General features: G+C 35.3%; 17 protein-coding genes and 2 rRNA genes. 8 read left to right on the top strand and 11 right to left on the bottom strand.

Annotated features, from left to right (window positions below; all coding sequences use genetic code 11):
* Positions 1–234: 234 nt before the first annotated feature.
* The 3 genes from J3R86_RS09045 (at position 235) to J3R86_RS12240 (ending at position 3,520) form a co-directional block, all read left to right on the top strand.
* A 23S ribosomal RNA gene (locus J3R86_RS09045) occupies positions 235–3,157 on the top strand.
* A 73-nt stretch (positions 3,158–3,230) separates the two neighbouring features.
* Positions 3,231–3,345: ribosomal RNA gene (rrf, locus tag J3R86_RS09040) — 5S ribosomal RNA — on the top strand.
* A 52-nt stretch (positions 3,346–3,397) separates the two neighbouring features.
* Positions 3,398–3,520, top strand: a complete 123-nt coding sequence (locus tag J3R86_RS12240; RefSeq protein ID WP_278249686.1) for a hypothetical protein — start codon at positions 3,398–3,400, stop codon at positions 3,518–3,520.
* A gap of 352 nt (positions 3,521–3,872) precedes the next feature.
* On the opposite strand, the gene ilvA is transcribed toward J3R86_RS12240, so the two are convergent.
* The 9 genes from ilvA to ilvD all read right to left on the bottom strand — a co-directional run bounded on the left by ilvA (position 3,873) and on the right by ilvD (position 14,892).
* A complete protein-coding gene (ilvA, locus tag J3R86_RS09035; protein WP_207517020.1) occupies positions 3,873–5,141 on the bottom strand; it encodes a threonine ammonia-lyase IlvA in 1,269 nt (422 codons plus the stop codon).
* 14 nt (positions 5,142–5,155) lie between these two features.
* The gene (leuD, locus tag J3R86_RS09030; RefSeq protein ID WP_207517019.1) at positions 5,156–5,725 is read right to left on the bottom strand and encodes a 3-isopropylmalate dehydratase small subunit; all 570 of its coding nucleotides are present in this window, start codon (positions 5,723–5,725) and stop codon (positions 5,156–5,158) included.
* A 1-nt stretch (position 5,726) separates the two neighbouring features.
* A complete protein-coding gene (gene leuC / locus J3R86_RS09025) occupies positions 5,727–7,097 on the bottom strand; it encodes a 3-isopropylmalate dehydratase large subunit (RefSeq protein ID WP_207517018.1) in 1,371 nt (456 codons plus the stop codon).
* Between the two features lie 17 nt (positions 7,098–7,114).
* Positions 7,115–8,158, bottom strand: a complete 1,044-nt coding sequence (leuB, locus tag J3R86_RS09020) for a 3-isopropylmalate dehydrogenase (protein ID WP_207517017.1) — start codon at positions 8,156–8,158, stop codon at positions 7,115–7,117.
* On the bottom strand, positions 8,158–9,690 hold the full coding sequence (locus J3R86_RS09015; RefSeq protein WP_207517016.1) for a 2-isopropylmalate synthase: 1,533 nt from the start codon (positions 9,688–9,690) through the stop codon (positions 8,158–8,160). Before J3R86_RS09015 ends, leuB begins: the two co-directional genes overlap by 1 nt.
* A 29-nt stretch (positions 9,691–9,719) precedes the next feature.
* On the bottom strand, positions 9,720–10,724 hold the full coding sequence (ilvC, locus tag J3R86_RS09010; RefSeq protein ID WP_207517015.1) for a ketol-acid reductoisomerase: 1,005 nt from the start codon (positions 10,722–10,724) through the stop codon (positions 9,720–9,722).
* Positions 10,725–11,161: 437 nt separating this feature from the next.
* A complete protein-coding gene (locus tag J3R86_RS09005) occupies positions 11,162–11,416 on the bottom strand; it encodes an ACT domain-containing protein (protein ID WP_002464771.1) in 255 nt (84 codons plus the stop codon).
* Positions 11,416–13,185 (bottom strand): biosynthetic-type acetolactate synthase large subunit, encoded by a 1,770-nt coding sequence (gene ilvB, locus J3R86_RS09000; protein ID WP_207517014.1) that lies wholly within the window; start codon positions 13,183–13,185, stop codon positions 11,416–11,418. Before ilvB ends, J3R86_RS09005 begins: the two co-directional genes overlap by 1 nt.
* A gap of 18 nt (positions 13,186–13,203) precedes the next feature.
* Complete coding sequence (gene ilvD, locus J3R86_RS08995) at positions 13,204–14,892, bottom strand: dihydroxy-acid dehydratase (protein WP_002464773.1); 1,689 nt, start codon at positions 14,890–14,892, stop codon at positions 13,204–13,206.
* Positions 14,893–15,526: 634 nt separating this feature from the next.
* Here ilvD and tsaE point away from each other — a divergent pair.
* Genes tsaE through tsaD form a run of 4 tightly spaced genes read left to right on the top strand, consistent with a single transcriptional unit; the run spans position 15,527 to position 18,086 of the window.
* On the top strand, positions 15,527–15,988 hold the full coding sequence (gene tsaE, locus J3R86_RS08990; RefSeq protein WP_207517013.1) for a tRNA (adenosine(37)-N6)-threonylcarbamoyltransferase complex ATPase subunit type 1 TsaE: 462 nt from the start codon (positions 15,527–15,529) through the stop codon (positions 15,986–15,988).
* The gene (tsaB, locus tag J3R86_RS08985; protein ID WP_207518541.1) at positions 15,969–16,631 is read left to right on the top strand and encodes a tRNA (adenosine(37)-N6)-threonylcarbamoyltransferase complex dimerization subunit type 1 TsaB; all 663 of its coding nucleotides are present in this window, start codon (positions 15,969–15,971) and stop codon (positions 16,629–16,631) included. The genes tsaE and tsaB overlap by 20 nt, the downstream gene beginning before the upstream one ends.
* Positions 16,604–17,071 carry a ribosomal protein S18-alanine N-acetyltransferase gene (gene rimI, locus J3R86_RS08980; RefSeq protein ID WP_207517012.1) on the top strand — a complete coding sequence of 156 codons (468 nt, stop codon included), beginning with the start codon at positions 16,604–16,606 and terminating at the stop codon, positions 17,069–17,071. Before tsaB ends, rimI begins: the two co-directional genes overlap by 28 nt.
* On the top strand, positions 17,061–18,086 hold the full coding sequence (gene tsaD, locus J3R86_RS08975) for a tRNA (adenosine(37)-N6)-threonylcarbamoyltransferase complex transferase subunit TsaD (protein ID WP_207517011.1): 1,026 nt from the start codon (positions 17,061–17,063) through the stop codon (positions 18,084–18,086). Before rimI ends, tsaD begins: the two co-directional genes overlap by 11 nt.
* A gap of 84 nt (positions 18,087–18,170) precedes the next feature.
* Here the strand turns inward: tsaD and J3R86_RS08970 are convergent, their stop codons facing one another.
* Both J3R86_RS08970 and abc-f read right to left on the bottom strand, forming a co-directional pair.
* Complete coding sequence (locus J3R86_RS08970) at positions 18,171–19,793, bottom strand: MutS-related protein (protein ID WP_207517010.1); 1,623 nt, start codon at positions 19,791–19,793, stop codon at positions 18,171–18,173.
* A 431-nt stretch (positions 19,794–20,224) separates the two neighbouring features.
* Positions 20,225–22,156 carry a ribosomal protection-like ABC-F family protein gene (gene abc-f, locus J3R86_RS08965; RefSeq protein WP_207517009.1) on the bottom strand — a complete coding sequence of 644 codons (1,932 nt, stop codon included), beginning with the start codon at positions 22,154–22,156 and terminating at the stop codon, positions 20,225–20,227.
* Positions 22,157–22,411: 255 nt separating this feature from the next.
* Here abc-f and J3R86_RS08960 point away from each other — a divergent pair, with 255 nt between their 5' ends.
* Positions 22,412–23,047: a redox-sensing transcriptional repressor Rex gene (locus tag J3R86_RS08960; RefSeq protein ID WP_207517008.1), complete on the top strand. Its 636-nt coding sequence runs from the start codon at positions 22,412–22,414 to the stop codon at positions 23,045–23,047.
* Positions 23,048–23,366: the final 319 nt, after the last annotated feature.

The raw sequence follows: 23,366 nt of genomic DNA, 5'->3' as shown, positions 1-23,366 counted from the left end.
GTATTCAGTTTTGAATGTTTATTAACATTCATTTGTACATTGAAAACTAGATAAGTAAGTAAAAATAGATTTTACCAAGCAAAACCGAGTGAATAAAGAGTTTTAAATAAGCTTGAATTCATAAGAAATAATCGCTAGTGTTCGAAAGAACACTCACAAGATTAATAACGCGTTTCAATTTTATTTTGTTTAAGAAGATGTTTAACGTTGGATTAGCAAAATGGTGGAAACATAGATTAAGTTATTAAGGGCGCACGGTGGATGCCTTGGCACTAGAAGCCGATGAAGGACGTTACTAACGACGATATGCTTTGGGTAGCTGTAAGTAAGCGTTGATCCAGAGATTTCCGAATGGGGAAACCCAGCATGAGTTATGTCATGTTATCGATATGTGAATACATAGCATATCAGAAGGCACACCCGGAGAACTGAAACATCTTAGTACCCGGAGGAAGAGAAAGAAAAATCGATTCCCTGAGTAGCGGCGAGCGAAACGGGAAGAGCCCAAACCAACAAGCTTGCTTGTTGGGGTTGTAGGACACTCTGTACGGAGTTACAAAGGACGATATTAGACGAATCATCTGGAAAGATGAATCAAAGAAGGTAACAATCCTGTAGTTGAAAATATTGTCTCTCTTGAGTGGATCCTGAGTACGACGGAGCACGTGAAATTCCGTCGGAATCTGGGAGGACCATCTCCCAAGGCTAAATACTCTCTAGTGACCGATAGTGAACCAGTACCGTGAGGGAAAGGTGAAAAGCACCCCGGAAGGGGAGTGAAATAGAACCTGAAACCGTGTGCTTACAAGTAGTCAGAGCCCGTTAATGGGTGATGGCGTGCCTTTTGTAGAATGAACCGGCGAGTTACGATTTGATGCAAGGTTAAGCAGTAAATGTGGAGCCGTAGCGAAAGCGAGTCTGAATAGGGCGTTTAGTATTTGGTCGTAGACCCGAAACCAGGTGATCTACCCTTGGTCAGGTTGAAGTTCAGGTAACACTGAATGGAGGACCGAACCGACTTACGTTGAAAAGTGAGCGGATGAACTGAGGGTAGCGGAGAAATTCCAATCGAACCTGGAGATAGCTGGTTCTCTCCGAAATAGCTTTAGGGCTAGCCTCAAGTGATGATTATTGGAGGTAGAGCACTGTTTGGACGAGGGGCCCTTCTCGGGTTACCGAATTCAGACAAACTCCGAATGCCAATTAATTTAACTTGGGAGTCAGAACATGGGTGATAAGGTCCGTGTTCGAAAGGGAAACAGCCCAGACCACCAGCTAAGGTCCCAAAATATATGTTAAGTGGAAAAGGATGTGGCGTTGCCCAGACAACTAGGATGTTGGCTTAGAAGCAGCCATCATTTAAAGAGTGCGTAATAGCTCACTAGTCGAGTGACACTGCGCCGAAAATGTACCGGGGCTAAACATATTACCGAAGCTGTGGATTGTCCTTTGGACAATGGTAGGAGAGCGTTCTAAGGGCGGTGAAGCATGATCGCAAGGACATGTGGAGCGCTTAGAAGTGAGAATGCCGGTGTGAGTAGCGAAAGACGGGTGAGAATCCCGTCCACCGATTGACTAAGGTTTCCAGAGGAAGGCTCGTCCGCTCTGGGTTAGTCGGGTCCTAAGCTGAGGCCGACAGGCGTAGGCGATGGATAACAGGTTGATATTCCTGTACCACCTATAATCGTTTTAATCGATGGGGGGACGCAGTAGGATAGGCGAAGCGTGCGATTGGATTGCACGTCTAAGCAGTAAGGCTGAGTACTAGGCAAATCCGGTACTCGTGAAGGCTGAGCTGTGATGGGGAGAAGACATTGTGTCTTCGAGTCGTTGATTTCACACTGCCGAGAAAAGCCTCTAGATAGAAAATAGGTGCCCGTACCGCAAACCGACACAGGTAGTCAAGATGAGAATTCTAAGGTGAGCGAGCGAACTCTCGTTAAGGAACTCGGCAAAATGACCCCGTAACTTCGGGAGAAGGGGTGCTCTTTAGGGTTAACGCCCAGAAGAGCCGCAGTGAATAGGCCCAAGCGACTGTTTATCAAAAACACAGGTCTCTGCTAAACCGTAAGGTGATGTATAGGGGCTGACGCCTGCCCGGTGCTGGAAGGTTAAGAGGAGTGGTTAGCTTCTGCGAAGCTACGAATCGAAGCCCCAGTAAACGGCGGCCGTAACTATAACGGTCCTAAGGTAGCGAAATTCCTTGTCGGGTAAGTTCCGACCCGCACGAAAGGCGTAACGATTTGGGCACTGTCTCAACGAGAGACTCGGTGAAATCATAGTACCTGTGAAGATGCAGGTTACCCGCGACAGGACGGAAAGACCCCGTGGAGCTTTACTGTAGCCTGATATTGAAATTCGGCACAGCTTGTACAGGATAGGTAGGAGCCTTTGAAACGTGAGCGCTAGCTTACGTGGAGGCGCTGGTGGGATACTACCCTAGCTGTGTTGGCTTTCTAACCCGCACCACTTATCGTGGTGGGAGACAGTGTCAGGCGGGCAGTTTGACTGGGGCGGTCGCCTCCTAAAAGGTAACGGAGGCGCTCAAAGGTTCCCTCAGAATGGTTGGAAATCATTCATAGAGTGTAAAGGCATAAGGGAGCTTGACTGCGAGACCTACAAGTCGAGCAGGGTCGAAAGACGGACTTAGTGATCCGGTGGTTCCGCATGGAAGGGCCATCGCTCAACGGATAAAAGCTACCCCGGGGATAACAGGCTTATCTCCCCCAAGAGTTCACATCGACGGGGAGGTTTGGCACCTCGATGTCGGCTCATCGCATCCTGGGGCTGTAGTTGGTCCCAAGGGTTGGGCTGTTCGCCCATTAAAGCGGTACGCGAGCTGGGTTCAGAACGTCGTGAGACAGTTCGGTCCCTATCCGTCGTGGGCGTAGGAAATTTGAGAGGAGCTGTCCTTAGTACGAGAGGACCGGGATGGACATACCTCTGGTGTACCAGTTGTCGTGCCAACGGCATAGCTGGGTAGCTATGTATGGACGGGATAAGTGCTGAAAGCATCTAAGCATGAAGCCCCCCTCAAGATGAGATTTCCCAACTTCGGTTATAAGATCCCTCAAAGATGATGAGGTTAATAGGTTCGAGGTGGAAGCATGGTGACATGTGGAGCTGACGAATACTAATCGATCGAAAACTTAATCAATTAAATGTTTTGCGAAGCACAATCATTTTTACTTACTATCTAGTTTTGAGTGTATAACTTACATTCTTATTTGTCTGGTGACTATGGCAAGGAGGTCACACCTGTTCCCATGCCGAACACAGAAGTTAAGCTCCTTAGCGCCGATGGTAGTCGGACTTACGTTCCGCTAGAGTAGGACGTTGCCAGGCAATAAAAATGGATGCGATGAGCCGCATTGAGACCGTAAGGTCTCTTTTTTTTATGCCTAAAAGTCATGAAGGTATATCAGGACTTGATGCAGAGCAAGCGTTTGAAGCTGACGAAATAAGGAACGAACGTCACGACTTTAGACGAGCTAAAGGAGTCAGAGAGAGACGTCAATGAGGAAAGATGCGAGCGGTTGTCTCAAGTCAAGAAAGCTTCTTAGCGCCGATGGTAGCAGACTACGTTCCGCTAGAGTAGGACGTTGCCAGGCAATAAAAATGGATGCGATGAGCCGCATTGAGACCGTAAGGTCTCTTTTTTTTATGTCTAAAAGTCATGAAGGTATATCAGGACTTGACGCAGAGCAAGCGTTTGAAGCTGACGAAATAAGGTTTCTATTTTTCAGGACTGATAAATAAAAAATAATTATGTATCAGTCCAATTTTGAAGAGAACTTAAAAAACGACTAAATGAGTTTTAACAAATTCATTTAGTCGTTTCATTAAAGCTTCATATTATATTTTTAATGAACTTAAATTAATAAAGAATAAAGCATTTTATTCTCATTAATATATATATTAGAAGGGTCAAAGTCGTGAACTCTGTCTTTCAATTGTAATAAATCATTATGATCTTTAAGTTGTATGCCAATAATGACAGTTCCTGTATTTTGAGAAGATTTTTTTAAGTATTCAAATTTTGTAATATCATCTTGTGGTCCTAATACTTCATTAACAAACTCACGTAAAGCACCAGGTCGTTGTGGGAAATTCAAGATAAAGTAATGTTTCATTTCTTCATAAAGTAATGAACGCTCTTCAATTTCTTTCATACGGTTAATATCGTTATTACCACCACTGATAACACATACTACTGTTTTACCTTTAATTTGACTTCTATAATTTTCAAGGGCACTAACGCTTAATGCACCTGCTGGTTCTGCGACAATGGCTTGCTTTGAATACATATCTAAAATAGTTGAGCATACGGCACCTTCATCAACTTGAATGTAGTCATCAACATTATTTTTGGCGATGTCGAATGTAATATCGCCAACTCTTGCTACAGATGCACCATCTACAAATTTGTCAATATTATTCAGAGTGACTACTTGTTTATTTACTACCACTGATTCATACATACTACTTGCACCAGCGGGCTCTACACCAATAATCTTAGTATTTGGTGAATAAGCTTTAAAGTAAGTACTAATTCCTGAAATTAAACCACCTCCACCAATAGCAGCAAATAAGTAATCAAATGACACATTATCTTTGGCTGCTTGTTCAAGCATTTCTTTAGCCAAAGTTCCTTGTCCAGAGATAGTATAAACGTTGTTAAATGGATCAATAAAGTTCATATCGTATGTTTTAGTATATTCTAAGGCTTCAGCTAAGCAATGATCAAAAGTATCACCTGTTAAGACAACTTCAACATTGCCGTTACCAAAAAATTTAACTTGATTTACTTTTTGCATTGGTGTTGTTACAGGCATAAAGATAACAGCTTTTAAATTTAATTTTTTAGCTGTGTAGGCAACACCTTGTGCATGATTTCCAGCACTGGCACAGGTGATCCCTTTATTTTTAGCTTCATCTGGTAATACAGCAATAGCATTATACGCACCACGCAATTTAAATGAACGTACCCATTGTAAATCTTCTCTTTTTAAATACACTTTACAATCATATTTTTGTGATAAATAGTGATCTAATTGTAAAGGTGTTTCTTTAACGATATCTTTTAACCTTAAAAAGGCTTCATCAATATCTTTAGTTGAAACAGCAGTATTGACTGTCATATTATTCATCTCCCTTAAAGTGATTGTTCATATTTTTCTATAAGATCTTCATATTGAAGGGTAATTGCAATATCATCTAATCCATTTACTAGCTTATTCTTCCATGTTTCATCTATATCAAAATGAAATGATTGTTCATCAGAAGACACTGTTTGATTTGGTAAATCAATTTCAATTTCTTCAAATTGTGCTAAATGTTCGCGTGCTGGTTTGTCTAAAACAATAGGTAGCATTGCATTTTTAGTACAATTCATATAGAAAATATCGCTAAAGCTTCCCGCAATAATAATATGAAAACCGTAGTCCTTAAGTGCCCAAGCAGCATGTTCACGACTTGAGCCACAACCAAAATTATCTCCAGTAATTAAAATAGATGCACCTTTATATTGAGGTTTATTAGGATTAAATTCTGGATTATCACTACCATCTGGTAAATAACGCCATTCATCAAAAGCAAAAGGGCCGAAACCTGTTTTAGAAATTCGCTTTAAATGTACTTTAGGTATTATTTGATCGGTATCAATATTGTCATTGAAAAGTGGTACGACTTTACCTCTATATGTAGTAATAGGATCAATTGCCATATTAAACAACCACCTTTCTAACGTCGACAAATTTACCGTTAATAGCTGCTGCTGCTGCCATAGCAGGGGATACTAAATGAGTTCTAGCACCTTTACCTTGTCGACCTTCAAAATTACGATTACTTGTTGAGGCACAGTGAACACCATCAGGTACTTGGTCTGGATTCATACCTAGACACATAGAACATCCAGGTTCACGCCATTCAAATCCTGCATCTTTAAATATTTTATCTATGCCCAGTTTTTCAGCTTCTTTTTTGACTGTACGAGAACCGGGGACGACGATAGCTGTAATATTTGGATGTACTTGATTACCTTTAACTATATGACTAGCTTCGATTAAATCGGACAATCTAGCATTTGTACAAGAGCCCAAAAAGACATAACCTAATTCAATATCTTCAGCTTTTTGACCTGGGCGTAAATCCATATAATCATATGCTCTTTGATCATTGACATCTTTAATCTCAGGGAATGGTTCACTGAAGCTTACACCCATTTCGGGATTAGTTCCCCAAGTCACTTGAGGCTCAAGCTGACTGACATCTAATTCAATAACTCTATCAAAGTAAGCGTCATCGTCAGAATAAAGTTCGCGCCATTTATCTATAGATTGTTCATAATTAGTAGCATATGGACGACCTTTGACATACTCAAAAGTGATGTCGTCTGGCTGGATAATACCGTATTTTGCGCCACCTTCAATTGCCATATTACAAATAGTCATACGACCTTCCATAGATAAGCTTTTAATTGTATCACCAGTAAATTCTAGGGCATATCCTGTACCAAAATCGACACCATATTGATTAATAAGATGTAAAATGATGTCTTTGGCATATACACCTGTTGGTAATGTACCATTGATATCAATTTTTAAATTTTTAGGTTTAGTTTGCCACAAAGTTTGAGTAGCAAATACATGTTCTACTTCACTTGTTCCGATTCCAAACGCAATAGCGCCAAAAGCACCATGAGTTGCTGTATGTGAATCACCACAAACAATGGTCTTACCCGGTTGAGTTAACCCAGTTTCCGGACCAACCATGTGAACAATACCTTGTTCATCTGACCCCATATCGAAAATGTGAACACCAAAATCACGCGCATTTTGTTGCAATGTAGTGATTTGTTTATTGGCAATTTCATCCTTAATATTAAAGATATCAATGGTTGGAACATTGTGATCTAATGTTGCAAAGGTCAAATCTGGACGTCTTAATTGACGGTGTTGAAGTCTAAGTCCTTCAAAAGCTTGAGGAGAAGTAACTTCATGGATAAGATGTAGATCGATATATAATAATTGAGGTTCACCCAATTTTCCATATAATACATGTTGGTTCCACACTTTATCAAATAATGTTTGTCCCATTGACATCTCCCCCTTTTTTAATCATATTGTTGTAGCAAATGAGCAAATACTTGTGATGTTGATAATTGACCGCCTAAATCTTTAGTAGTTTGCTGATTTTTTATCATATTATAAACATGTTTTTCTAGCTCATCAGCGGCTTGTGCTTGGTTTAAACTTTCACGTAGACACATAGCTAATGAAAGAATCATACCGAATGGATTAGCAATATCTTGTCCAGCAATATCTGGTGCTGAGCCATGAATAGGTTCATATAATCTTGGACCTTTATCACTAAAACTTGCAGAAGGTGATAAACCTAACGATCCAGGAATAACTGAAGCTTCATCACTTAAAATGTCGCCAAATAAGTTTTCACAGACAATGACATCAAATTGAGTTGGGTTTGTAATTAAATGCATACTACAGGCATCTACTAATAAATGATTTACTTCAACATCTGGATAATCTTCACTGATTTTGTTAACAATATCTCGCCATAATTTACTCGAAGCTAAGACATTTTCTTTATCTACGGATGTTAATTTATGACGACGTGTTTGTGCTAATTCAAAAGCAACTCGAACAATACGCTCGATTTCAGCACGTGTATAAGTTAATGAATCTAAAGCATGGTCTTGTGTTAAATGTCTAGGTTCTCCGAAATAAATCCCACTAGTTAATTCTCTTACTATAACTAAATCTGTACCTTCAACTCGTTCAGCTTTTAATGGTGAAAATTGACTAGTACCTTCAGTTACAATAGTAGGGCGTATATTTGCGAATAAATTTAAAGATTTACGTAATTTTAATAAACCTTGTTCAGGGCGATTATTAGGATTAGTCCATTTAGGACCTCCGATTGCACCTAAAAGAATCGCATCAGCTTGTTTACATGCATTTAAAGTATCATCTGTTAATGGAATACCATGATTATCAATAGAAGCACCACCAAAATCGTGATGCTCAATTGTATAATCAACATGATATTGTTCACTTATTTTTTCTAGTAACGATAGTGTGCCTGACAGAATTTCTGGACCAATTCCATCACCAGGTAGACTTACAATACGAAATGTCATTACGAATTACCTACCTTTTTAGTATTCTCGGCAGCATATTTAGCATGTGCTTCAACATAAGCTTTACATGATGCTTGTAAAATATCATGGTCTATACCGAAGCCATTAACTTCTGTTCCTTCGATTAATAAGTTAACATGTACTTCTGCTTGAGCATCTGTACCTTCAGTAAGTGAATCAATGCGATAATCGATGAGTTCGCATTGTCGATTGAAAATACGATCTACTGCATTATAAATTGCTACAATTGATCCAGTGCCGATACTAGAATCTTGGAAAGTATGACCATCCTTGTCTTTAATAACTACGACAGCACTTTGAAGACCGCTGGAGACATATTGTAATTGGAGTGCCTCCAATTGATATTGTGCTTGATGCTCATGTTCAGAACCTTGGACAATAGCATGGATGTCTTTATCAGACACAGACTTTTTCTTATCAGCAACAGCTTTAAATTGTTTGAATAGGTCGATTTGTGCTTTGTCAGCAATATCATAACCTAATGCTTTAAGTTTCTCAGCAAAAGCATGTTTACCAGATAATTTACCTAAAGGTAATTCAGTTGTACTTACACCAACTAATTGAGGAGTCATTATTTCATAAGTTTCACGATGTTTTAACACACCATCTTGATGAATACCAGATTCATGGCTGAAGGCATTTTGACCAACAACAGCTTTATTTCTTGGTACTCTGATTCCAGCATAACGAGAGATTAAATCAGACGTCTTTTTAGTTTCAGCAAGATTTAATTTAGTTTGGATACCATAGTGATCATTTCGTACATATAAAGCTAAAGCAACTTCTTCTAATGCAGCATTACCAGCACGTTCACCAATACCATTAACAGTACCTTCAATACGTTTTGCGCCACCTTCAATTGCAGCTAAACTATTAGCAACTGCCATTCCCAAATCATCATGACAGTGTGCACTATAGATGATTTCTTGATCAGCGCGGATACTGTCATTTAATGTCTTGAAAATATGTGCATATTCATCATGATAGCTATAGCCAACTGTATCAGGAATATTGATAATCGTTGCACCTGCATCGACTGCTGTTTGTACACACTCAATTAGGAACGGTAATTCAGTACGTGTTGCATCTTCTGGTGAAAATTGAACAACATCGAAGAATTGTTTCGCATATTCAACATGTTCTTTAATCGAAGCGAGTACGTCAGGTTGTGTCATTTTAAGTTTATGTTCCAAATGAATAGGCGACGTAGCAATAAAAACATGGATAGCTGGTTTAGCAGCATCTTTAGTAGCTTCATACACAGCATCAATATCAGATTTTTTACATCTTGCTAGTCCACATACTGTAGTTGTTGTTAAAGTTTGAGCAATTGCTTCAACTGATTTAAAACTTCCAGTACTTGAAGCGGGGAATCCTGCTTCAATAACATCGACGCCCCATTTTTCTAATTGTTGAGCTATTCTTAAACGCTCTTCAAAAGTAAAATTTACTCCTGGTGTTTGTTCACCATCTCTCAATGTGGTATCAAAAATTTGAATATGACTACTCATAATTAACAACTCCTCATAGTTATAGTGGTTTATTTTTCAATACTTTTTGATTTAATAAATGGCATCATTTCACGTAATTCACGTCCAACTTTTTCAATTTGATGACCGTGTTGTTCTTCACGTAATTTGTAGAATTCTTTAAAGCCATTTTTGTTATCTTCAATGAATCTGTTACTGAAGTTTCCATTTTGAATATCAGTAAGTACTGCTTTCATATTATCTTTAACGTCAGGTGTAATAATGCGAGGTCCAGAAACATAATCTCCAAATTCAGCTGTGTTAGAAATTGAATAACGAACGTTTTCCATACCGCCTTCATACATTAAATCGACAATTAATTTCATTTCATGTAATACTTCAAAATAAGCAAGTTCTGGTTGATAACCAGCTTCTACTAATGTTTCAAAACCACTTTGAATTAATTTAGAGACACCACCACATAGAACAGCTTGTTCACCGAATAAATCTGTTTCAGTTTCTTCTTTGAATGTAGTTTCGATGACACCAGCACGTGTAGCTCCAATACCTTTGGCATAACTTAAAGCAATATCTCGTGCTTCACCAGAAGCATCTTGTTGAACACCAAATAATGATGGTACTGCTGAACCTTCAACAAATGTACGTCTAACTAGATGACCAGGTCCTTTTGGTGCTACTAAGAAAACATCAACATCTTCAGGTGGTTGGATTACTCCGAAATGAATATTAAATCCATGTGCAAATGCTAGGGCATTATGTTTTTCTAAGTTTGGTGCAATTTCATTTTTGTATACATCACCTTGAATTTCATCTGGTAAAAGAATCATAACGACATCTGCTTGTTTTACAGCTTCAGCTACTGGATATACATCAAATCCATCTTCTTTTGCTTTATCAAATGAACGTCCAGGACGGATACCAATAACGACATCATAACCATTATCTTTTAGGTTTTGTGCATGTGCATGTCCTTGTGAACCATATCCAACTACTGCAATTTTTTTACCTTGTAAAGCATCTTTTGTTACGTCTTGATCATAATAAACTGTTGTCATAATAAATTCCTCCATAGTAAATATAATTTCGAAAATTCTGAAATATAAAGTTAATAATGCTGTGAGATGATAACTAGACTATTTGAAATTTATATCTAATTAGCGCATCATTGGCATTAAAAAAACACAAAGGGCAAAGATAGGTCTGTGACTAAAGCATGTTATATATAATATGTTGCGATCATCAGTCAAAGACTTGATAATAAAATACTAATAAATTGCGTGTTATAAATTTAGTCAGTCTTACCAAAGTGAGTGTAATGCGTCATCAAAAATAGAGTAGGGATTTTTGATAACAAGCATTTGCGTAATAAATTTATTGCTATCGCACTCCCAAAAATAAGTATTAGCTATCGACATAGTCATTTTAAAGGTATAGATAAAACTAATTAATGGTGACGTTTGCTATGTGTAAAGAGACCTTTGTGGTGTTTCACTTACACATCATTATCGACTAAATCATAACACTCAACTGATAAAACATTGATTTGCTGTTTTAATTTTTGAATTAAAATATGTAGCATGTCATCATCTTCAATATTGACTTGTAATTCAATGTTCGAAACACCAGGCTGTTCAGAATGAGTAACGTGTAATGTATCGATATTGTATTGCAAGCGAACAAAAGCACTAGTTATACGGTTAAGTGTACTGACCTCATCAGCGACTTGTAATTTAATAATTCTAGTCATTATAACCCCTCCATTTCATGGTTAGATTTACCAGATGGTATCATTGGATTGACTGGTTCGGCAGGGGAAATACGAACTTCAATTAAAGCTGGTCCATCATAATTAAATGCTTCATCCAATTGTTGTTCTAGATTTTTAGGATTATCAATTAAGAATCCTTGTACACCATACGCTTCAGCCATTTTCATGAAATTAGGTTGATCATTAAATACTGAATGAGAGAAACGTTGATTAAAGAATTTATCTTGCCACTGTTTAACCATTCCTAATGTACCATTATTGATTAAGACAATTTTAATATCTAATCCATACTCAGGTAATAAGGCTATTTCTTGGTTAGTCATTTGGAAACCACCATCACCAACAAAACAAACAACCGTTTTATCTGGATTTGCAAGTTTAGCTCCAATAGCAGAAGGAATTCCGAATCCCATTGTTCCTAAACCACCACTAGTAACCCATTGGCCATGATCTTTAAAAGGATAAAATTGTGCCGACCACATTTGATGTTGTCCAACATCTGTAGTGACAATTGCTTCACCATTTGTAATTTCACCAATGTATTCTATTGTTCGTTGAGGCTTACAAAATACGTCATCAGGTTCACCATGTTTGAAAGGATGTTGTACTTTATTATTCTGGCAATGTTTGACCCATTGTTGATGTTCAGGGATAGTAATATCTCTTGCAGTTAATTGTTGTAATAAATGTTTACAATCAGCAACAATACCTAAATCTGCTTTAATTACTTTATTAATTTCAGATGGATCAATATCAACATGTACAACTTTTGCATTTGGTGCAAATTCATCGGGCTTACTAGCTAATCTATCGTCAAAACGACTACCTAAGTTAATTAATAAATCACATTCAGTTAGCGCCATATTACTCGCATAAGAGCCATGCATTCCACCCATTCCTAAGAATAGAGGATCATCATATGGAATAGCACCTAAACCAAGTAATGTTGTTGCAGTTGGAATTTGATATTGATTAACAAAATGTGTTAATAAGTCATTTGATTGAGAATGATTAATTCCAGCACCAGCTAAAATTAAAGGCTTTTTAGCTTCAGCTAAATACGAAACTAAAGTATCAACATCTTTAACGTCAGGTTCTGTTGTAACTTGATAACCTGGAATATTAAGCTCATCACATAAGCCAATATTAGTTGATAAAACACCCATATCTTTAGGGAAATCAATCACTACTGGACCTTTACGTCCAGAATTAGCAACATAGAAAGCCTCATGCACAATTCTTGGAATATCTTCAACATTTTTAACTTGATAATTCTGCTTCGTAATAGGTGATGTCATTGATAAAATGTCTGCTTCTTGAAAGGCATCTCTACCAATACCTGGTGTTGCAACTTGGCCTGTAAATACAACTAAAGGAAGTGAATCAGAGTGTGCATCAGTGATTCCTGTAATTACATTTGTAGCTCCGGGACCACTTGTAACAACTACAACACCTGTTTTTCCAGAAACTCGGGCATATCCTTCAGCAGCATGAACAGCACCTTGTTCATGTCGTGCTAAAATATGTTTAATCTTACCATCATAGAAAGTATCATATAATGGTAATACTGCGCCTCCAGGATAACCAAATAAATATTCAACATTTTCCTTTAATAATGCTTCTACTAATAATTCCGAACCTGAACGCATATTATCAAGAGTATCTTGTTCTAAATATTCAGGTTCTAAAGACTCAGCCATTTTCAATGTATCAACAGTACGATTTACTTCATGTTCAGTTTTAGACATTTTAAATCATCTCCTAGGTTAGATTAAATTCTCAGGAACTTGCATAACGCCACCAGTATTAGCGCTAGTAACTAATGCAGTATATCTTGCAAGATAACCAGTTTTTACTTTTGCTTTGAACGGCTCTAATTGTTCACGTCTACGATATAGTTCTTCTTCAGGTTGATTAACATTTAAAGTTCTTTCTGTTAAATCAATGGTAATTTCATCTCCGTCACGAATTAATGCAACAGGGCCACCAGAAGCTGCTTCAGGTGAAATATGACCTACTGCAATACCTCTTGTTGCGCCAGAAAAGCGTCCATCAGTAATTAATGCCACATCTTTTCCTAGACCTCTACCTACAATAGAAGAAGTAGGGGCTAACATTTCTGGCATTCCTGGACCACCTTTTGGACCTTCGTATCGAATAACAACTACATGACCTTCACGAACTGTATGATTGTCAATCGCTTCAACAGCTTCATCATGAGAGTTAAAACAAATTGCCTTACCAGTGAATGTTTTAATAGAAGGATCTACACCACCAACTTTAATAACAGCACCTTTAGGAGCAATATTACCAAATAATATTGATAAGCCACCTTGAGCATCATATGGATTATCTAAAGGGTGAATAACATCAAAATTGTTGATTTCTTTGCCTTCATTATTTTCACGTAATGTTTTACCAGTAACTGTAATTCTATCTGGATGTAGTGTACCTTCTTTTTTCATTAATTCATTAATAATAGCAGGTACGCCACCAGCTTCATGAACATCGTGCATAGAATAAGATGAACTTGGAGCAATTTTAGATAAATATGGTGTACGTTTAGCAATATCATTGATACGTTCTAAATCATATTCAATACCAGCTTCATTAGCGACTGCTAAAGTGTGTAAGACTGTATTTGTTGAACCACCCATTGCCATATCTAAAGCAAATGCATCATCAAGTGCTTCTTGTGTAACAATATCTCTAGGTTTGATATCGTTTTTGATATTATCTACTAATTTAAATGCAGCTTCACGAATCATTTCACGACGTTGTTCGCTAACGGCTAAAGCTGTACCGTTATAAGGTAATGCTAGTCCTAATACTTCCATTAAGCAGTTCATTGAATTTGCAGTAAACATACCAGCACAAGAGCCACAAGTTGGACAAGCGTTTTGTTCCATATCTAAAAATTCTTCTTTCGAAATTGAACCTTCTTTAAAGGCACCAACTGCTTCAAACATTGATGATAAAGTTAATGCTTTACCTTGTGCAGATAAACCTGCTTTCATTGGACCTCCTGAACAAAAGATTGCTGGAACATTAGTTCTCATAGCTGCTAATAACATACCTGGAGTGATCTTGTCACAGTTTGGAATATAAAATACACCATCAAACCAGTGAGCATTAATGACTGTCTCAGCAGCATCGGCAATGATTTCTCGTGATGGTAGGGAATATCGCATCCCAATATGACCCATCGCAATACCATCATCGACACCGATTGTATTAAATTCAAATGGAATAGCCCCAGCTTCTCTAATAGCTTCTTTAGCAATGTCAGCTAATTCTCTTAAATGTACATGTCCTGGAACAATATCAATATAAGAGTTACAAATTGCTACAAATGGTTTATTCATATCAGTTGGTTGTTTTAAAGCGCCTGTAGCGTGTAACAGACTTCTTGCTGGAGCTTGGTGATCTCCTTTTTTGATCATATCGCTTCGCATTATAAATTCCCCCGTAAAAGTAATTGTTTGTTGAAGTTATAACAATAAAAAAACGTCCCAATAATGATTGGGACGTTTATAAGTCCCATTCAAGCAGAAATAGGACTTAAAGCGTTTAGTAAAATCTTACTAACGTTCGAGTCCTAAAGAGTATAATAAAATAATAATATTTGATGTTGTTGGTTGATGTTGCGTATTAAGATTAGTCATTTTATTATACTCCTTCCTTGAATGGTTTATATTGCATTAATTATTTGAATTGTCTAAAAATTTGATAAACTTAATTTACTATATCTGTCTTTATGTGTCAATGATTATTTTAAATTTTCTTACAATTTATTAAGACAATTTAATGCGTATTAAAGAAAAGAAATATAACTTGAAATTTGTTACAATATATAAGTTGAATAATTAGTTAGAAAAAAAGGTTAGACGATTTGATAGATGTAATGAAGTTGTAGATTATTAAGTTTGAAATATTTTCTTGTAGTCATTTTTTAAAAAACTATAAAGTTATGTAAAAAAGATTGAGTTCATAACAAGTTAACAAATGATCAATCGTTTTCAGATGTTATAAATGAATTAAAATGAGTCAATTTTAACTAACTAATAAAGTGAATTAGGAGATAAGACAGTGATAACAATAACAAGTTTAGATGATATGAATCAATTTGCTAGACTATTAGTAAATCAATTAGCTCCAGGTGATTTAATATTATTAAATGGACAATTAGGTGCAGGTAAGACGACACTAACTCAATTTATTGGTAAAGCAATGGGGGTTAAAAGAATCATCAATTCCCCTACGTTTAATATTATAAAATCTTATAAAGGTAGTTCATTAAAATTACATCATATGGATTGCTATCGATTAGAAGATTCAGAAGAAGATTTAGGTTTTGAAGAGTATTTTGAAGATCAAGCAATTACTGTTATTGAATGGAGTCAATTTATTAAAGATTTACTACCTTCAGAACATTTAACTATCAATATATCTGTACTAAATGATACAACGAGACAAATTGATTTAATAACTGTAGGTAAACACTATCAACAAATTAAGGAGGCCATTTATGATGAATTCACTACTCATTGATACGTCAAATCAACCCTTATCAGTGGCATTAATGAAAAATGATGACGTGTTAGCGCAAAAAACAACAGATACCAAACAAAATCACTCAGTACAATTAATGCCTGCAATCAATGAGTTATTTGAGCAGAGTACGATAACAAAGCATGATATAGATTCCATTATTGTTGCTGAAGGACCAGGCTCATATACAGGATTAAGAATAGGTGTAACTGTGGCTAAAACACTAGCCTTTGCTTTAAATACTGAATTATATGGTGTGTCTTCATTAGCAGCATTAGCAGCAACTGTCAATGACCAACATAAGCTGTTAGTACCTATTTTTGATGCACGAAGACAAGCTGTTTATGCAGGAATCTATCAATGGCAAGATCAGCAATTAATTTCTTTAATGGAAGATCAGTATATAACAATTGAAGCACTGCTAGAACGTGTGCAAAGTTATGATCAACCGTATGCGTTCATCGGTAGAGATACACAATCACTAGCAGATTTACTAGATGGTGAAAAGATTGACCAATTACCACAAGCACAAGTAATGAAAAATTTAATAACAACACCAGTAGATATCCATACTTTTGTACCTAAATATCATAAATTAGCAGAGGCAGAGCGTAATTGGATCAACAATCAAAAGCACAATTAAATATTAGGGTAATGTCTAAAGATGATGTTCCTCAAGTTTTTGATATAGAAAGACATAGTTTTAATGATAGCTCATGGACGATTGATGCTTTTTATCATGAAATAGAGCAAAATGATTTTGCTAAATATTTCGTTATTGAATATCAATCACAAATTATAGGATATTTAGGATTATGGATAGTCATTGATCAAGCACAAATAACTACTGTTGCAATTGATCATAGCTATAGAGGGTTTGGATTAGGACAAATGTTGTTAGAATATGGTAAGAACTATGCCAGTCATACATGTGATGTTATGAGTTTAGAAGTAAGAGTAGATAATCATGTTGCTCAACATGTCTATGAAAATTTAGGGTTTCAGTATGGTGGTAAACGTAAAAATTATTATGGTGAAGGTGAAGATGCAATGGTAATGTGGGTGAATTTACATGACAAATAACAATTTAATATTAGCAGTTGAAACAAGTTGTGATGAAACAAGTGTTAGTGTCGTTAAGAATGGTAATCAAGTTCTATCTAATACAGTATTAAGTCAAATTGATAGTCATAAACGTTTTGGAGGCGTAGTCCCCGAGGTTGCGAGTAGACATCATGTAGAAGGTATTACTGCAACGATTGAACAAGCACTTAAGGATGCTGACGTAACAATGGAAGACATAGATGCTGTCGCTGTGACAGAAGGTCCTGGATTAATTGGCGCATTACTCATTGGTATTAATGCGGCCAAAGCATTAGCTTTTGCATATGATAAACCGATTATTCCAGTTCACCATATTGCTGGACATATATATGCTAATCATATTGAAACGCCTTTAACATTCCCATTAATGGCATTAATTGTTTCAGGTGGGCATACAGAATTAGTTTATATGAAAGATCATTTGAATTTCGAAGTTATAGGTGAAACACGAGATGATGCAGTCGGTGAAGCTTATGATAAAGTCGCTCGTACGATAGATTTACCATATCCTGGGGGACCACAAATTGACCGTTTAGCAGCTAATGGTGAAGATACGTATCAATTCCCGCGTGTATGGCTAGATAAAGATAGTTTTGATTTTAGTTTTAGTGGATTAAAAAGTGCAGTCATCAATCAATTGCATAATCAACGTCAAAAGAATATACCAATTATTAAAGAAAATGTAGCTACTAGTTTTCAAAATAGTGTTGTAGAAGTACTGACATATAAAGCGATTAAAGCTTGCCAAGAATATGGTGTGAATCGCTTGATTGTTGCTGGTGGCGTTGCTAGTAACAAGGGGTTAAGACAATCTTTAACACAACAGTGTCAGGAACAAGGAATACAATTAACGATACCTAGTCCACAATTATGTACAGACAATGCTGCTATGATAGGTGTGGCCGGATATTACTTATATCAACATCATCAAGTAGGCGACCTTACATTAAATGGTAGTAATAATATAGATTTAGAAGAGTGCACAATTGAATAAATATTAACAAACGTCAATACACATAGCTATAAAGGTATTTTTATAGCGTGTATTGACGTTGTTTTTTAGTCTGAAACGACACGGTTAGTTAGCATTATCGTCATCAGACACATTGTCTTTAGCACGTTGATAAATCGTTTCAGGGAAATCAGTTATTTTCAATAATTCAATTGCATTTCTAGTGTTGGCCTTACCAGGTTTGATAGTGTAATCAAAATGAATATTATTATTTTCGATAATTTCATTAAAATGATAATTGATAAAACGTTTATTTAACATAGTGGCTAATTCTATATCATGGGTAGCAGCGATAACTCTGACATTAGATTGGTGATCGAGATATGACAGTACAGATTCTGAAGCGGCTATACGCTCAGTTGTATTAGTACCTTTAAAAATTTCATCAATAAAGCAATATAATTTGGATGAACTATTAATATTTACGATACGTTTAATAGATTTTAACTCTGCCATAAAGTAACTGTCACCAGATAAGACATCATCAGCATTAGCCATTGAAGTATAAACATTTCCAGGTTCATATGTAAACGAACGAGCCGTAGTTGTATTAATTGTTTGCGCTAAAATTAAATTAATAGCGACAGCTTTCATAAACGTTGATTTACCGGAGGCGTTTGAGCCTGTAAGTAATACATTGTTATTTAAAGTAAAACTATTAGCAACGGCATCTACAATTAATGGATGGCTAAGATCAGTAAACTGGACATCTGTCATTTGCGTATTACTTTGCGGTTCACAATATACATCAAGTGTACGTTGATACATTGCTAAAGCATAATAATTATCTAATTGTGCTACATAACTAAAACAATGGTTTAATTCAGCTTTATATTTATTGTAACTACGCTGAATAGAGTGAAAGATGAGATAATCTAACATAAATATCATTTTCAATAATTTTATAAATGCACCACCAACGTCTTGATCATTAACGTCGGCTAATATACCAGTTAAACGACGTGCTGCTTTAAAATGACTGAAGTTAACTTCAGGGTTTGGTGTGTCTTGAATTTTAGTAATTGCATAACCCTGTTGTAGAACATTAGAAATATAAAACATTGATTTCAAGTCATCGTCATAAGAACGTTTTAAGGTTGAGGATAGAATGATATTAACAATACAACTAGCTAACAATAATAATAAACCAAGTTGTGCATTAACAAAGATGATTAATGCGGTGATAACCGGTAATAACGGACATAACATTAGTAGGAAGTTACTACTAATATATGTAATTTGATCTGGAAATTTTGGATATACCGTTTTACCTATTAATGCTAAACGATATGCAACTTGCTGTCTAAACGCTTTATTGTTCTTAAATAATGATAACAATGTTTGATTATTAAGTTTATACATGCCGCGTAAAGTAGCATATAATCTCATTTCACCAATAGCAGTAAAATTGTAATTCATCATATGAAAAATGTCAGACATATTTAAATCTGACCAAGTTTTGTCATCAATAAGTTGATGACTGTTATAATCATTTTTCTTTAGTTGATATTCTGAATTAAATCTTGCATTAGGCCTGATAAATGTTTCAATAGGCGAAATGGTACGCCATAAATTTTCCAAGTCATTAAATAAACGTTTACGACTAATTAAGCGGCTAGTAACTCCTACAATAATAGTTAATAATATAATAGCGATTAAAAATAGAACAAAAGTATGGTTATGATTCATGATGAACTCCTTAATTAAATTGATATGTAGTGAATATTCAAATTATTAAAAGTAAGTTTAATAGCATCGAAAACTAATAAAAAATAATTAATGTGAAAAATGTAAATAACAATTAATAATAATATTATTTCATAAATTATTAACTACAACAACATACTTAAAGTAATTCTGTGTCAATAGGGAACATGCGTACTTATCAACAAATAGTTAACAACTTGTGGATAAGTTATACATATCTGCTGTTTTTATGTGGATAATCATTGGAAAAGTAAAAAAACAAGATAAAATTAGTGGGATATTACCTGTGGATAACTAGGATAACTCTGTGGATAGCCACAATTACAGTATTTATAATGTGAATAAAAATTTTAAAAATCTGTAAAAAAAGAACTCTAAATTGTGTATATAACACAATAAGAGTTCAAGTAAAATTATAATTTTTGTTGTAATTCTTCCCACTCTATCATTGCTTGTTCTAATTTTTGTTCGCTATCAGACTTTTGCATAGCTAGTTCATTGGCTTTTTGTGGGGCATTAAAAATTTCGGGTTGTGTTAATTGTTGATCGATAGTTTCAATGTCAGCCTCTAGTGATTCTATTAATGATTCACAGTCAGAAATTTGTCTTTCTAATTTTCTTTGAAGACGGCGTTGTTCCTTTTGACTATGGTAAGAAGATTCTTTATTAATCGTTGTATGTTCCAGGTGATGGTCATTATTTTGTGCATCACTTTGAGCTTGTAAAGCATCTCGTTCTTCAATTTTTTCGATATAGTATTGATAATTACCTAGATACATCGTACCACCATCAGCGGTTAAATCGAACACTTTATTAGCGAGTTGATTAATGAAATAACGATCGTGAGACACAAAGAGTATGGTACCTTCAAAATATTGTAAAGCTTGTTCCAACATTTCTTTTGAGTCAATATCTAAATGATTGGTAGGTTCGTCTAATATTAAGACATTATCACGTTGTAACATTAAAAGCGCAAGTTGCAATCTCGCTTTTTCGCCACCAGATAAATCATTAATTATTTTTTTGACATCATCTTGCACGAATAAGAATCGACTTAAGACAGCGCGAATATCTTTTTCATTCATGTCACGATATTGATCCCATACATAGTCTAAAATTGTCTTATTAGATTTAAATTCAGCTTGTTTTTGATCATAATAGCCGATTTTTAAGTTAGCACCGAAATTAATGTCGCCACCGAGTTGTTGTTGTAAGCCAGCAATTGTTTTAATTAATGTTGATTTACCTATACCATTTGGTCCGATAATAGCAATATGATCACCTTTAGACACTTCAATATTAATCGGTTTAGTGATAGGTGAGCTATAACCAATTTCTAAGTGTTTAATATGCATGACGTCGTTACCAGTGTTCCGATCAAAGCCGAATTGGATGTTAGCACTTTTGGCATCTAACATTGGTTTATCAATACGTTCCATTTTTTTCAACATTTTACGGCGACTTTTAGCCATACCGCTTGTCGAAGCACGTGTAATGTTTTTATCAACAAATGTTTCTAAACGTTTGATTTCATCTTGTTGACGCTCATATTCTTGCATGCGCTTGTGATAGTATTGATCACGTTGAGCAATAAACTGATCGTAGTTACCAATGTATTTTTTAACACCACCAAGGGCAACGTCATAAATTTGAGTAACAATTTTATCTAAAAAGTAACGGTCATGACTGATTATGACAATAGCACCTTTGAAATACCTTAAATAATCTTCTAACCATTTAGTTGTTTCTAAATCTAAGTGGTTAGTAGGTTCATCTAATAATAATAAGTCAGGTTCATTTAGCAGCATTTGAGCCAATGATAATCGAGTTTTTTGACCACCACTAAAATCGTTAATCGGTTTGTCAAAATCTTCTTCAGTGAAATTTAAACCATGTAATACTGTCTTTATTTTACTTTCATATTGATATCCTTCTAATTGTTCAAATTGGTTTGTCAAAGACTCATAGCGTTCCATATGTTCACTATATTCAGTGGTATCATAGTCGTTGGCATGTTGTGCTAACCAATCAGTCTCTTGTTTAATCAATTGTTCCATATTTTTAATATGGTTAAATGGTTTTGACATTTCTTCAAACACTGTGGCATTTGAATTTAACGTCATTTGTTGAGTTAAATAGCCAATTTTTAAATTTTTAATTTTGGAGATAGTACCAGTATCATAGCCCTCTACACCAGCAATAATTTTCATTAATGTTGATTTACCAGCACCATTTCTACCAACAATACCGATACGTTCATCTGTTTTGACTTCAAAATCAACATCAGTAAAAATATCTTCACCATCGAATGATTTTGCTATATGATTAAGTTGTAAAAGTATCATTCAATCGTCACCTTTCGTCTATAGTCAACATATTTCATAAATATAGTATGATAAGAAATGAATACATTACTTTCTATTTTACAGTATTAGAACTATACTTGAAACTAAGATATTTATTTTTAAAAATTAATAATGTATAATATTTAAGTATTCATTGCAATCAATTGTTTGTTTATTAATAATTTTGCATTCACGCTCTACATCGTTTGAATACAGAAATAGAAGTTCTTTCAAACTCTAAGGAGGAAATAACGAATGACTGACCAAGTTAAAATTCCTCGAGCAACTTTAAAACGTTTACCACTATACTATAGATTTGTTAGCACATTAAAATCTAAAGGCGTTGATCGTGTAAACTCCAAAGCGATTAGCGAAGCGTTACAAATTGACTCGGCTACAATTCGTCGCGATTTCTCTTATTTTGGCGAATTAGGTAAAAAAGGTTATGGATATAATATTGATAGTTTATTAGAATTTTTTAAATCGGAATTAAGTGAGAGCGATATAATTAAGATTGCTATCGTTGGTGTCGGAAATCTGGGGAAAGCACTACTTACATATAACTTTTCTATACATGATGAAATGACTATTACGGAAGCTTTTGATGTTAAAAAAGATGTGATAGGTCAAAAAATTGGTAATGTTGTTATTAAAGATAATAGTGAACTAGAATCAACATTGAAACAACAAGATATCGATGTAGTTATTTTAACAACGCCTGAAAGAGTTGCACAAAAAGTGGCAGATCAGATAGTTGCATCTGGTGTGAAAGGCATTTTAAACTTTACGCCTGGTCGCATTAATACGCCAGCAGATGTTCAAGTACACCAAATTGATTTAGGTATTGAATTACAATCATTATTATTTTTTATGAAAAATTATAGTGAATAACATAGACTATTAAAGAATTGTTTAAATAAGCAGTGTTCATCATATAAATATGAAGGACATTGCTTTTTTTATTAGAATTTATTAGTTATCAATGCTAGTTTATTATCGTTTATGACTGTCGAATGTAATTGAGTCTATATCAACTTGTAAAATAGGTCCAAAAGATATTTAGCGTAAATTGATGTTGAGTGTGACGATGATCTTTGGAACATACAAACGTTATTTCCAGCTATATCCAATCTATTAGTTTTAACATAAGAGAATCATGATAAACAGTTATGAATCATATATTTATGAGATTTATCATATCTAGTATCAT

It is taken from the genome of Staphylococcus simiae (assembly GCF_017357005.1).
In the GTDB taxonomy this organism is placed as follows: domain Bacteria; phylum Bacillota; class Bacilli; order Staphylococcales; family Staphylococcaceae; genus Staphylococcus; species Staphylococcus simiae_A.
This window is presented reverse-complemented; position numbering and strand designations above follow the sequence as displayed.